General features: G+C 39.0%; 13 protein-coding genes. 5 read left to right on the forward strand and 8 right to left on the reverse strand.

Annotated features, from left to right (window positions below):
• Positions 1–254: 254 nt before the first annotated feature.
• Both DFO72_RS05510 and DFO72_RS05515 read right to left on the reverse strand, forming a co-directional pair.
• Entirely contained in the window at positions 255–434 is a 180-nt protein-coding gene (locus DFO72_RS05510; protein ID WP_113881030.1) for a type II toxin-antitoxin system SpoIISB family antitoxin, read from the reverse strand.
• On the reverse strand, positions 415–1,179 hold the full coding sequence (locus DFO72_RS05515; protein WP_113881029.1) for a type II toxin-antitoxin system SpoIISA family toxin: 765 nt from the start codon (positions 1,177–1,179) through the stop codon (positions 415–417). Before DFO72_RS05515 ends, DFO72_RS05510 begins: the two co-directional genes overlap by 20 nt.
• A 342-nt stretch (positions 1,180–1,521) precedes the next feature.
• Here DFO72_RS05515 and DFO72_RS05520 point away from each other — a divergent pair, with 342 nt between their 5' ends.
• Positions 1,522–2,244 (forward strand): CsxC family protein, encoded by a 723-nt coding sequence (locus DFO72_RS05520; protein ID WP_113881028.1) that lies wholly within the window; start codon positions 1,522–1,524, stop codon positions 2,242–2,244.
• Positions 2,245–2,396: 152 nt separating this feature from the next.
• Here the strand turns inward: DFO72_RS05520 and DFO72_RS05525 are convergent, their stop codons facing one another.
• From DFO72_RS05525 to DFO72_RS05535, 3 genes are all read right to left on the reverse strand, one after another.
• A complete protein-coding gene (locus tag DFO72_RS05525) occupies positions 2,397–4,430 on the reverse strand; it encodes a hypothetical protein (RefSeq protein WP_243856070.1) in 2,034 nt (677 codons plus the stop codon).
• Between the two features lie 171 nt (positions 4,431–4,601).
• Positions 4,602–5,378, reverse strand: coding sequence for a CsxC family protein (locus DFO72_RS05530; RefSeq protein WP_113881026.1), 777 nt, complete (start codon positions 5,376–5,378; stop codon positions 4,602–4,604).
• Between the two features lie 225 nt (positions 5,379–5,603).
• Positions 5,604–6,371 carry a CsxC family protein gene (locus tag DFO72_RS05535; RefSeq protein WP_113881025.1) on the reverse strand — a complete coding sequence of 256 codons (768 nt, stop codon included), beginning with the start codon at positions 6,369–6,371 and terminating at the stop codon, positions 5,604–5,606.
• Between the two features lie 237 nt (positions 6,372–6,608).
• Here DFO72_RS05535 and DFO72_RS05540 point away from each other — a divergent pair, with 237 nt between their 5' ends.
• On the forward strand, positions 6,609–7,796 hold the full coding sequence (locus DFO72_RS05540; protein ID WP_113881024.1) for a ParM/StbA family protein: 1,188 nt from the start codon (positions 6,609–6,611) through the stop codon (positions 7,794–7,796).
• An 11-nt stretch (positions 7,797–7,807) separates the two neighbouring features.
• Entirely contained in the window at positions 7,808–8,173 is a 366-nt protein-coding gene (locus DFO72_RS05545; protein ID WP_243856071.1) for a hypothetical protein, read from the forward strand.
• Between the two features lie 127 nt (positions 8,174–8,300).
• On the opposite strand, the gene DFO72_RS05550 is transcribed toward DFO72_RS05545, so the two are convergent.
• Complete coding sequence (locus tag DFO72_RS05550) at positions 8,301–8,906, reverse strand: CotY/CotZ family spore coat protein (protein ID WP_113881022.1); 606 nt, start codon at positions 8,904–8,906, stop codon at positions 8,301–8,303.
• A gap of 263 nt (positions 8,907–9,169) precedes the next feature.
• Between DFO72_RS05550 and DFO72_RS05555 the strand changes: the two genes are divergently transcribed.
• Positions 9,170–10,543 (forward strand): N-acetylmuramoyl-L-alanine amidase, encoded by a 1,374-nt coding sequence (locus DFO72_RS05555; RefSeq protein WP_113881021.1) that lies wholly within the window; start codon positions 9,170–9,172, stop codon positions 10,541–10,543.
• 45 nt (positions 10,544–10,588) lie between these two features.
• Here DFO72_RS05555 and trhA read toward each other — a convergent pair whose 3' ends face one another.
• Positions 10,589–11,236: a PAQR family membrane homeostasis protein TrhA gene (gene trhA / locus DFO72_RS05560; RefSeq protein WP_113881020.1), complete on the reverse strand. Its 648-nt coding sequence runs from the start codon at positions 11,234–11,236 to the stop codon at positions 10,589–10,591.
• A gap of 143 nt (positions 11,237–11,379) precedes the next feature.
• On the opposite strand from trhA, the gene DFO72_RS05565 reads away from it, so the two are divergent.
• Positions 11,380–11,946: a DUF1836 domain-containing protein gene (locus DFO72_RS05565; RefSeq protein ID WP_113881019.1), complete on the forward strand. Its 567-nt coding sequence runs from the start codon at positions 11,380–11,382 to the stop codon at positions 11,944–11,946.
• A gap of 331 nt (positions 11,947–12,277) precedes the next feature.
• On the opposite strand, the gene DFO72_RS05570 is transcribed toward DFO72_RS05565, so the two are convergent.
• Positions 12,278–13,108 carry an undecaprenyl-diphosphate phosphatase gene (locus tag DFO72_RS05570; protein ID WP_113881018.1) on the reverse strand — a complete coding sequence of 277 codons (831 nt, stop codon included), beginning with the start codon at positions 13,106–13,108 and terminating at the stop codon, positions 12,278–12,280.
• Between the last annotated feature and the right edge of the window lie 295 nt (positions 13,109–13,403).

Raw genomic sequence — 13,403 nt, forward strand, 5'->3', positions numbered from 1 at the left:
CTTGCAAGGCGGTTTTTCTATGCATTATTTTTCGGAGGTTTGAGCCCCTTGTTTAAATCCTGTATGGCTGCCTCTGTTTTTTTTGACAGGTTTTTGGTATATGGTGATACCGAGAATGTGGGGAAGTTAATATTTTTCACTTTCTTGGTCAGTTTTTTCATTGAAATCAGCCCTTTTTATCTTTATTATATGTCCCCTTCAATTGAACATGAATAGGGCGCGGAAGAAATTTCCTCCCACGCCATATAGTATGCTCAAGCCTTTGTATTGGTATAAACGCTTATTAATCTTTTGTTCTTTTTTAATATCCTTTCAGTGTGGGGACTTACTTCAAATCCCGGCAGGCTGATCCGGGATTTTTTTTTGAGCGTTTTCATGGTGTTTTTAGATTGTATCTCATGTAACTTTGTTTTTTTATCCGCTGGATCCTTCATGTTCTTCGTCCTCCTGTTCGGCAGGGAGCATTAGATCGTATATTGAAATGAGAGAAGTGAAAAGCAAATAGTCGAATTCTGTAACAAATTGATCGGAGGTAAGTTTAATTACATAGTCATCTTCAAGAATGGAAAAAGGTATCAGCGCCAGCTTTTCTTCAGCATCGTAATAAACTTCCCTGCGGTCCAGACGGCTATGAATTAAAGCTTTATCGGTGTAGTGCTCAAGGAGATAGTCCTTTTCCTCCTCTGTTGTGTATTTGCATAAGGATACCTTCATATCCACTTTTTCCGCAAAGTCTGCCAGAAGTTTTTCAATGCCGGCAAGATACGCTTCCTTGTTTCCATAATAAATGTCTATGGGCTCATTTTTCAATAAATACTGAAACGATTTAAGCTTATTCATGTGTGAGTTCAGCAAATCACTGTTTTCTTCGAGCAATTCCCTTGTGTCTGTTGCCAATTCATTATTACCAACTCTTTTAAGATAAGATCCGAGGAAAACAAAGGCATCCACCAGGGCAAATATAATCGCGACAATGAGGTAGTTCTGCCAGTCAGTAAAAATGGATTCTGGTTTGTTGGTCCAATATATAACTGCACCGAGCACAAAAAGGATATACCAGGTTTTCCTAATGACAGGCATTCTTTCTTTTACTTTCTTTTCCCACAGCCAGACAGAAATAACATAAAAACCGAGACAAGCGACAATGAACCACACTGCAACCTTGAAGAATATCAGCAAAAAAATCGCCTCGTCCACCAGAATATTTAGTTTGAATATTTGCTTAATTTATAAATTTATTATAACAGAAAATATGACAATAATTTGAAGATTTTTGAAGCTGAAGGAAAATATGAGGAAATACCTACATTTGGATTCAATGAGCCAATAAGTGCAATATCCTTCACCGCAGCTGCTGTTTTTTTGCAAAGAATGAAAAATTGATTAATTGTCCTACTATACTTGTCCATTCAAAGTCATCACTCTCAACATATATAAATAGTAAGTCAAAAGAAAGCAAGCTAATGGTATAAGAAGCTTGTTTGACACTGGCTGAATAATATTTTATAAGGAGTGCAAAATATGAGAAAAAACAACGGTTGCGGCTGCGGAAAAGGGCATTCTTCCGGAAAATGTCCAGCTATGCCAGCTTGCGATACAGCAAAATCACATGATCATTTTTGTGAAGTTACAGGTCCTGTTGTAAGGGGTACTGAAGTTGAAACAGTTATCGGACAAGTACCTATCCAAGCTCTTACTGAATCCGAAATTCATCTTCCAGATTATGCATCAGATATTAAAGTGATCAGAAAAAATATCTTTCTTACTCAATGTGAAGCGGTTCCTTTCCGCCCAGCAACAGGCACTACTACTAATATTGTAAAAGTGTTTGTAGAAGGATTTATTCATAAAAATATTCAATATGTTGAGGATTGCGATGGTTATGTTAAAGACTATATGGTAAACGTTCCATTCAAGTGCTTTACACGTGTTACTTTGCCAGCTCCCATTCCAGTACCTGCCTTAAGCTCCAAGAATAGCGATAACCGCGAGATCAGGGAATTGGCTAAAGACGGAATGGGTGCTGACCGCTGCACCTTTGGGTCCAATACTTTTGAAAACTTGAATGAGCCTATTCACTGTAAATTAGTCAGCTGGAATTTAACAGAAGCTAACTTCTTGAAGAACTTTGATAAATGGGGCAGATTCAACAAGTTAACTGAAAAAGATGACATTAACCTTGTTATCAGATTAACACAGACTCAATTTACTCCAGCTACCGGATTGCTTCCAGAAGAAGAGTAATAATTCATGCTGTAAAAAAGGTGCCGTTCCGGTGCCTTTTTTTCATATGTCCTGAAATCAGCAGTGTTGATCATTAATAATTTTTTAAAAAATAATATTTAAAAGGTTATCCAAAGAAAAAACAGGAGGGGCACTTTTGAAGCTGCCCTCCTTTAAATCTGTACATATTGCTCCTGCAGAAAATCAATGGATAAAACTGCTTTCCCCTGTATTTCCAAACCTTCATTCTCCATTACAGTGCTATACCAGAGAACATGGATCGAATTAAGTTTGCAGGTGATTTCCTCCGAAAATTGCTGAGAGTATTCGAAATGTTGATCCAGGGCATTTTCATTCAGGAACATAAACTCATTTTTACATGATGATTGCGGCAAATCAGGCGGACATACCCATTCAAGTTCAACTGATTTTTCTATTGAGATTGGAATCCTTACGTTTTTCAACTGCTGATCAGCAGTGAACATCGTATCAGCTATGAGCACTCCTTTAACAAATACGGAAGGTGATGGAAAAAGAGCCTTACAGCTTAGTGAATCCACTTGCCATTCCACTTTAGTTATGTGCATAGCCTTACAGTTTATTGGAAAGCAATCAAAGATTTGAATCGCCATATCTGTTTTGCCTACTAAAACAGGCAGTTTTACTATTGGTCCATTGCTTCGGGACTCCCTATAACATAGTGTTTGCTGTTCGTTGACTAAAATACAGCTGCTGGAAGAGGATTCCTCTAATTGATGATTAAACTTCATATCACTAGACGTTTCTTCCGATATGGATTCGGATATACTTTCAATTTCGGTTGTTAGAGAGGGGGGCTCTTCCGATTCAGAATTTGGAGCTTCATTGAATGTAATATCTTGAAGCATCGCCGAAAAGTGTTCAAGCAATGAAGATACTTTATCATATTTCTCTTCATCATCATCTGCAGATTCGGAGCTTTCACTTTCACTGGCTAAGAAAAACTCATCATCTGATACTTCAAAGAACAAATGATTGCTGTCTGATGATTCTTCCATCAAAGCCAAAAATTTCTCCTGCAGCGGGATGGTGTCTTCGGCCTGCATATCGAGCAAGCTGCATGCTTCTTTCAAAAGACGGGAGAATTCTCCTTCATAACTGGATGATTCTTCACTTAAGTTTGACTGCCATTCCTTCATGGGTCTATCACACGATGATTCCTCTAATGGATGTGCTTCATCTGGTTCGGATGACTCAGCTTCACAGTTTACGCTAACATATCTTGTATGATGATAGGAGGAAGATTCACTTCGGTTATTAGAGGAATCTAACAGGAGTGCAAATACTTGGTCCTGGTGATAGAGATAGTTAGCAGACTCATCATCTGAAGAAGAAGACTCCTCCAGCATTCCTGCAAATTCTTCCTCTAATGAATTCGCAGATTCCAAAAACAATGAAGATTTCATGGCAGGGGTGTTGTCTTCCGCTCCATCCTCTTCATTGAACACTTCTGCTTCCGACACAATTGAGTAATCACTTTGGGATTCTGCAGTTTGGATGGTCTTGGATGTATCTGCAATATCGTGGTTCTCAAGCAAGCGTATAAATTCCTCTGTCAGATCCAGTTCTTCTTCAAAAGTTATCGCTTTAATCGAATTTTCATTATCTAAAGATGGTCCAATTTCCTTGTCAATCTGAACCATTTCATGTGAAAGGTCATCAGCTGGAATTGTCTCGGCAAGTAAAAGGTGTTTATCTTCTCTCATACTGGATTTACTTTCGCTTAACAAGATCCTATTGTTAGAATATTTGCTGGGTAATGAAGGGGACCAGCTCAGCATAGGAGAAAAGGGCGTCAGCATTTCTTTCAGGTTTTTTGGCAATACTATGCTATTTGCCTTGGACGTATGGGAATTACCTTTAGCAGGCACAACATTCTCCTCAGGAGTCTCCTTATCAGCTGCTTTTTCTGGCTGTACACTCGTTTTAATTATTTGACGCGCTTCCACTGCTGGAGGCGGTAAAATTAATGGAAATGATTTAGTTTTTTTTCCGGAAATAGACCTGCCAGTATCTTTTTGATTTTCTTCTGAGTCCAATTTATTATCTGGTTCTGCTGATTTTGGGCTTTTTGAATCATTCCCCGTATAAAAGAATAATTGCTGCTGTTCCATTGGATTATCTGAGTCTTTATCGATACGATAAATCCGGTTATAGGTACTTCTCATATCACTCATACGCTTAGGAAGGTGCTGCCATTCTAGAGCATCCTCACCGGTCCCCTCCTTACATTAAATCTTAAAAGCTATTTCTATAAATGGTATAGCTTTTCAAATATATAAAACTGAAGGCTTTTGACGACACACTATTTAATTATTAATTTGGTGCAAATTGGAGGTCTATTCACAGTCAAAGCAATCTTCGTGATCATTTGTAGTAGAAGATACACGAATCTGCTGTTTTTGCAGGACTTTAATGACCAGGTCTAAAACCATTTTTTCCTCCACTTTTGTAAAGACGCCTTCCCCGATCGGTGACCGGTTAGGCAGTGGACGGCGGTCAATTGCTTCATCCCATTCTATTATTCTGCTGGAAATCAGTTCACAAAAGGGCAATTCATTATAGTGCTGTACGCTTTTCTGATGAAATTGTGAAAGATCACTCGACTGCATTTCATCTTTCTCAGGATATCCGCGAGGCATTGGTTTTGATACAAGAAAATCAAATTCGTGGCGGTGGTTGGTTTCCGGCATTACCGGACAAGTCAAGAATTTTTTAATTTCAGTCACACATTGAAAAGGTACATCAACTGTATAGGAATGAATATCTGAAGCAATACTTTTATCGGTATGCTTCTCGATATCAGGGCAAGGACTGGCGTATTGAATATTCTTGCGGATAAACCCTTTAACAAATAATTGGTCAGTGGGCAATAGAAGCCTGCACTGTGTTAATTTCACAGTTTTTTTAATGTCCTTAATCTCAAGGACAGGTTCGGGAAATGTAATCAAGGCATTCACATGAACTTTAAGTGAGAGTTCTGCCAAAACTACAGGAACCTTTGCAGTAATCTTTCCAATGCTTACATGCGGATGGTGGAAGGTGCTCTCACACTCACAGTTTTGAGCTGAAATCTGGCATTCTGCTTGATCTCGATCTTTATGTTCTTCTGACATATGGGCTCCTCCTGAAATCATGATAATCACATCATATGCATGATAAACGACTATGTTTGGGCGTATACCTATTAAATGACAGAGACTCAAAAACAAAAATAGGCAAGGGAATATTGTAGGTGAATGTCATTTTATTGAACTGTGAATATCATGCTAATATGGAAATCCTCATAAAAAAAACAGGACCTATTCCCATGAGAAAATAGGTCCTGCTCTTTCATTCAATTATAGAGCTGCCACTCGAACTTGCTGTTTTTGAAGAACTTTTACTGTAAATTGAAGGAACATTTTTTCGGAGATACTTTCAAATGTTCCTTCTCCCCAATTGGCGTGGTGGTCGAACGGCTTTCGATCAAGAGCCTCGTCCCATTCCGTGATATTGCTTGAAATCAGCTCGCAAAATGGCATCTCATTGTAGAACTGGCTGCTATTCTGGTGGAATTGGGAAAGGTCGCTGGATAGGAAATGGTCTTTTTCTGGGAAGCCACGTCCAAGCTCCTGCTGTCTGAAGAAATCAAATTCTGCACGCGCGTTCAAGAAAGGAAGCTGTGGTGTTCTGTCAAAATCAGCTTCTGCAATTTCCACTACACATTCAAAAGGTACATCAGTTGTCAATGAACGCATTTCAGAGTTCACACATACTCCTGAATTATAGCAAGGAGCTGCGTATTGAATATTCTTGCGTACAAACCCTTTTATGAAAAGATGGTAAGAGCCTGCCACAAATGGATCGCTGCCTGCAGCAACCCCTGGAAGAAGAAGTTTACATTGGACAATTTGTACTCTTTTCTTAATATCTTTGATTTCTAATACCGGCTCTGGGAATGTGATTTTGGCAGCCAGGTTTGTCCTGACATTCAAAACGGCAAGTTCTACAGGTACTTTAATAATAGCTTCGCCTGCCGGAGCAATTGGCGCAGCTCCTGGGGAGTAGTTACACTCTCCAACATTAGCAGACACGTTAATATCTACGCATTTATTTTCTTTTTTCAATGTTGTTCCTCCTTATTAATAATTACTTCAAGATATATTATGCATTTCAGCAGTTGAATGCATTGGACAAACATGGAAATTTCTCTGGATGATACAATGGCGGATAAAGCGCAGCTGTAAGCAGCTGGGTTTTTCTTTATTTCCGCTGATAGTCGAAGGCTGAGATAAAATTTAAATATGTACGGGCACAATTGGACTTCTATCACGCATAAGATTCAAAAGGAGGAGTGAGGAGAAATGGATAGACACAATTTTCTTGCTGTAGATATCGGAAACAGCTGGTATAAGGCATTAGCTTCTGAAAATGGTATTCTGTCAGAATATCAGATTCCAAATGCTATTGCTCTTTTTGATGCAGAATTTTACGAAAAGCCATACGATGATGATGATATAGTGTTTGAAGATAATTTAATTGTGGAGGTAAAGAGCCAGGCCGTTGTGGATAGAAGGGAAATATTCTATATCGGAAAAGGAGCGGCTAAACAGCGGGACGTAAGCCTGACTGCATTTAATAACCAGAAAGTTGATGAAGACAGAACTTATTTGCTGCTGTTTGGCCTGGCAGGCTATCATTCAGTACTTCAGCATCCGGAAGAAACAGAAATCACTTATTCCATTGATCAATTAGCTGTTTCTCTTCCGACAACACAGTATAAAGAAAGAAAAACTCGCCTAAAAGACAAACTGGCTGGAACACATACGATCATCTTTCATAAAGTTCCCGGCCTTTCTGAGCCAAAAGAGTTAACCGTTAAAGTCATAATCAATGATGTCATTGTAGGTGCAGAAGGTGCTTGTGCCTATTTGGGGTTAACAAGAGATCAGGAAACCTTGGGCATCAAGGATGAAGAACTTGTAAAAGAATCACAAAAAGGGATTATCATCGGCGACCTTGGGGGAGACTCAGTCGACTTTGTCGGAATAAAAAATAATAAGCCTGTCGCATCTGTAGAGGGCGAGCCTTTCGGGATCAATCAGTTTCTTGATCACATCATTCAAAGGGTGAGTAAAAAGGAAATGTACCGATTTGACTCCCGTGCCGAACTGGAGGAAAAGTTGGCAGAAGGACCCTCAGGGTGGTATGTCGAGCCTTTCGCAGGGGTCAGAAAGGATATCAGCAAATACATTTTGCCACAGCTGAAGTCAATGGCAATTAAATACCTGGAGCATTTTGATCGGGTGAGGAGCAGTTCATCAGAGATTAAAGGAGCTGTCCGTTATATTGCTGTTGGAGGAGCAGCCAAACTCGCCCAAAAGCAAATTCAGGAAGCTGCAGCAAAATGGTCGGATAGAGGAAGGCCAATTGAATTAACGTTTCCTGAAAATATGGAGAAATTAAATGTCCTTGGTCTTATGATTCTGGCAAAAATGAATCAGCTTAAAAGAGATAAAGGAAGTAATCATATTATGACAACCAAAGGTTAAGGATGATGGAAATGTTCAGAACCTATACCGACTATGTTAATAAGACCGCATTAACAATCCCAGATCAGTTCATTGATGTCAAAACTGGGGCATCTGTAAAAGTCTCAAAGAAGATAGAGGAACAAGTCGACTATCATTCCAATAATAATACGCTGATCCATTTAGTTCTATCAGCTTTAAACAGTTATCTCCATCCCCAAAATATGAACAGCGATATCATACTTGCAGAAATTCATGAAATTAAGAAAATGATGCAATCAGGCTATGTTCCAGTCCAGGCGCCAGCATTTAAAGAGAAGAAGCTTCTTCATGAGACAATTCCAGATGAGGTTGATATAAAAGACGTAGAGGATGTGCTGGAGGCTTTTGGAGGCTAATCTGCTAATAATGCAAAAAAGGTGCACCATGCCAGAATGGTGCACCTTTTTTACTTGGCTATTCATAATGTTTAAAATCGGCGAATCATTTAGCAAAGCCCATAATACAATCAGGAATAGTAAAATTCTATAAGCGGACGGCAGGCAGACAGGTTACAGCACAAAAACAGGAAAGATCCACATTTATGCATATACCTGTAGGAATGAGATCCTCTACGTTTTCACAATCGATTTGGCTGCAAGGTGAACAACAATCTTTTGTATGTGATTTAAATGGGTCTTTAGAAGATTTACATTGCTTGAAAGTCAACAATTCCAATACAGCGCATTTGCCGTCAAATTCTTTTATTCTAAAAATGAATGATGTTATACAAGCAAATTTCTTTTCCTTGGAATGATGAGTGAATGTGGTCACACCTGTGGCTTTAAATGGTTCACAGCTTCCGCAATATAAAAGGAAAGGAATTGTATTTTTTTTTGGTTTCTTATTTCCTCCCATTAGATCATCAATGGATTCCCGGCACGAACTCCTGCATTCATCTTCTGAACCTGCTTTTTTCTGTGCTCTAAAAATAGCCTCCAAAACCTCTTCAACACAATTTTCATAGAAGTTTTTCCGGTGTTTACCTTCTTCACAGTCTGGTTTTATCTGGCATTCACAGTCGCAATCATGCTCATGGCAAAAATCATGCCTCTCAAACTCTTTATTGTTTTTCTTCCCGCACAAACCCATGATTTTTCACTCCCCAAAAATTAGTTCCACCATTAGCATACGGCTGCACCTAAGTTTTTGAATGAGAATGTCGCCTATTAAAATACAATTTTTTATGATTCCAGTTACGGAAAGCATTATTGCTTGGTCATATGCACAAGCCATTTCTGCTGTTAAACATACAATATTACAAGCAAGTACTTGCTGTGTTAAATTGATTTATAATGAACTGGGAAGCTCCAAACTTTGAAATATAAGACTTAAATAATAAAGGAGTGAGGACCATGAAGCTATATTTAGACCCTGGACACGGAGGTACTGATCCAGGCGCTCAGGGAAACGGAATAAGAGAGAAAGATATTGCGCTTGATATTGCAAAAAATATAAAAAATATCCTATTGGCCAGCTATCAAGATATAGAAGTTAAAATGAGCCGTGAAAATGATACGACTAAAAGTTTGAGCCAAAGAACATCTGAAGCCAATAGCTGGGCGGCTGATTTTTACCTCTCCATACACTGTAATGCCGCGAATGGCGCAGCGAGGGGATATGAAGATTTTATTCATAACAGCCTTGGCAGCACTTCCCAAACAGCCAGCTATCAGAATATTATCCATGCTGAAGTCACTAAACTGAATCAGCTCATCGATAGAGGTAAGAAGAAAGCTGACTTTCATGTACTGCGTGAATCAGCCATGCCAGCCCTATTAACAGAAAATGGCTTTATTGATAATTCAGCAGATGCCGCTTTAATGAAAGATCCGCTGTGGAGACAAAGAGTGGCACAGGGACATGTTAATGGAATTGCTAATGCCTTTAGCCTTAAAGCGAAACCGGCTGTACCGCCGCAGCCGCCAAAACCAGTCGACCCCAGTAATCTATACAGAGTGATTGCCGGTTCTTTTACAAATAGAAAAAATGCGGAGGAAAGGGCTGCAGCTATAAAAAATGAAAGCATCGAATCGGTTATAGCCACTGCTGAAATTTCAGGCACGGTCTGGTACAGGGTACAGGCCGGTGCTTTCAGTACGAAGGAAAATGCAGAAAAACAATTGGAAATTGTGAAGAAAGCAGGAATAACAGATGCCTATATACTGTCAGACGCTCCGCCGACAGTGCCTTCTGAACCCAAAGGTTATTCCATTCTGGGAGTAACCCATTTGTCACCAGAGCATATGAATCAATATGCAAAACAGGTAAACCCGAATGCTGCCAATTTAGGATCATTCTATTCTGCTATCGGTGAATATTATGGCATCAGAGGGGATATCGCTTTTGCACAGGCCATGCATGAAACCAACTTTCTCCGATTTACTGGTGATGTTAAACCTGGCCAGAATAATTTTGCAGGAATCGGCGCAACAGGGAATGGTGCGGCAGGAGCAAGCTTTTCCACACAGGAGGAAGGCGTTTTGGCACATATTCAGCATTTATATGCCTATTCTTCCACACAGTCGCTGCCTTCTAAATATCCACTGGCGGATCCGCGTTTCAGCCTTGTGAAAAGAGGTTCGGCAAAGCAATGGAAGGAACTGAATGGCAAATGGGCTGTACCTGGAACTAATTATGCTGAATCTATCACGAACATCTACAAAAACATGGTCAGATTTTCTGAACGGAAACTACAAGCTGTTTTGAAGGATGTAGAAAGCAGCTAATGAAAAAAAAGCGGACATGAGGGTGTCCGCTTTTTTAACTATCTATCAAATCACATACATGAACACACAAAGAAAGTGTGCCATGCTTCCCATCATAATGAAAATATGAAAAATCTCATGAAAACCCAAATGTTTGAACTCCAGGAATTTTGGTTTAATCGCATAAATCACTCCGCCAATTGTGTATAGGATGCCCCCAAGCAAAAGAAGCATTACACCAGAGTAACTTAGAGACTCAGAAAGAGGCGAAAAAGCGAAAACAATAATCCATCCCATTGCAATATATAAGGCTGTTGATAGCCAGCGCGGGCAGCTGAACCAGATCATTTTAAACAGAATCCCTGATAAAGCAACACCAGAAACAATGGAAAATAGAACCCATCCGGTCACACCGTTTAAAGTAATAAGGCAAAAAGGTGTATAGGAACCTGCAATCAATACATAAATCATGGAATGATCAAGCTTTCTTAAAAAGGCAATGACTTTATCTTTAGCTATCACCATATGATAGGCAGCTGATGCAGAATAGAGCAGCATCAAACTAATTCCAAAAATAGCAACAGCAGTAATGGCAAGCGGTGAAGATGTCGTCAGTGAGGCTTTGATAACCATGGCAAGCAATCCGGCAAAGGATAAAATGGCTCCTGCTAAATGGGTCAGTCCATTTATGGGCTCTCGGATGTATGAATTCATAATATCTCCTCCTAATATTCTTTTATGTAGTTTTAATAACTACTTAATATAATATATACAAAACATCATCTAGTCAATATTTACAACTTACGCTTTTTTAAGTAGAATTTATATAATAACAGGGGAGGATTTGATGAATAAATATGGAAATGGAAAAACTCATTGCGGATAATCAACTTAAATTGGAAGATATGCCGCAGATCGATTTATATATGGATCAGGTGATCCAGCTATTTGAAAATACTTTTGGCAGCACGACGAGAAACGAAGAGGAAAAAGTGCTGACTAAGACAATGATAAATAACTATGCAAAAGGGAAATTGTTTTTTCCTGTCAAAAATAAAAAATATTCAAAGGAGCACCTTATTTTAATTGCTTTCATTTATCAGCTTAAAGGAGCTCTCTCCATAAACGATATTAAAAGCCTATTAAATGGCGTCAACACCCGAACAGCAGAAGGAAATATGGATCTGGACCATTTTTATCAGCTATACCTCGATTTAACTAAACTTAATGTCGATGCTTTTATGAATGATCTGGAAAATCAGGCAGCCAGGGCAGCAGAGGAAGCAAAAGAGCTTAATGAGGATCAGCCAGCTGAGCTTGAAAAAGTCCTGCTGGCTACTTCACTGGTTCACATGAGCAACTTATACCGAAAAGCAGCTGAACGCATTGTAGACGATGTAAAAAATGGAGCGGATCAAAAATAGGAAGGCGGGAAAATCCATCAAGAATAGAGAGAAACGAAAACCAGGGCTGCTGCGTGAGCTTTTGAATGAATTCCTGGATTCCATTGTGATCTCATTACTTATTCGGATCGTACTGTGGATTCCGAGGGTAATTTTCATCTTCTTTAAAAATTTGTTTTAATAATAAGCAATTGGTTCGGACAGGAGAAAACGACATGACGCCCATAGAGTCCGAACCAGTTTCGTCTTCGAACAGAAAAAGGAGATACTCCCGTGCCAGAGTCCGAACCTGACACCACTTTGGACAATAAACCAAAACAAAACCTGGGCTGCAAAGGCCCAGGTTCATTTTTTAAAGAAATATGAAATATATAACCCCTGCAAGTACAATTCTGTAAATGGCAAAAGGAATAAGTTTAACTTTATTGATCATCTTCAAAAAGAAGCGGATCGAAATCAAGGCAAAAACAAATGCACTGATGAAGCCTGCAATAAAGAAAGGCAGTGCATCGACTGAAAAGTACTCGAGATTTTTTATTAAGGATAGAAAACTCGCGCCAGCCATGATGGGTACAGCCATGATAAAAGTAAAATCAGCTGCAGCACGGTGTGACAGGCCAAGCAGCACGCCGCCTGAAATGGTTGAACCTGAACGTGAGAACCCGGGCCAAAGTGAGAAGCACTGAATCAATCCAATAGATAAAGCCTGTTTATAGGTGATTTGATCAACTGAAACTGTTTTCGGGTCTTTGCCTCCAAAAATATCAGCAAAAATCATCAGAAATGCACCAATAACCAAACCAATCAGTACCGTCTCAGTTGAAAACAGGTGTTCATCAATATAATCCTCAAATAAAACACCAAGAATCCCGGCAGGAATTAACCCGACAATCACTTGAGACAATTTCAGACGGCTCTGTTTTTCTTCTGAGTTTTTATTCCTCCCTCCAAGACCGAGCATTTCAATGAACCGTTCCTTAAAAATGATCACAACCGCTAAGATGGAACCGAGCTGAATGACAACTTTAAAGGTATTAGCTTCATATTTTGACAAAAACTCTTTTGTATTGAGCCACATATCATCCACAATAATCATATGTCCAGTAGACGACACTGGAGCAAACTCCGTCATTCCTTCTACAAATCCCAGAATAATCGCTTTTAAAATCATAATAAAATCCATCTTTTAATTAATTCTCCTTTTATAGCATCTGATTCAACTAAACTACATTTAATGATTATAAACCATTTAAGATAGATAGAAACAATTTTTTACAAAGTAATATAGATGTAAAGTGTCCATTAATTAGCACTAACGCACTAATGGAACCGGTATGATTGAAAGACCAGGCGATTATAGCATAATAATCGCCTTTCAAAGTAATAACTCTTCTATCCTTTTTAACATAAAAATGTGATCACTAATTCACAAACTCTTCACAGAATTTCAAAGTCTTGTGAGAAAAATCACCAAATTC

The organism is Cytobacillus oceanisediminis (assembly GCF_004366035.1).
Lineage (GTDB): Bacteria > Bacillota > Bacilli > Bacillales > Cytobacillaceae > Cytobacillus > Cytobacillus oceanisediminis_C.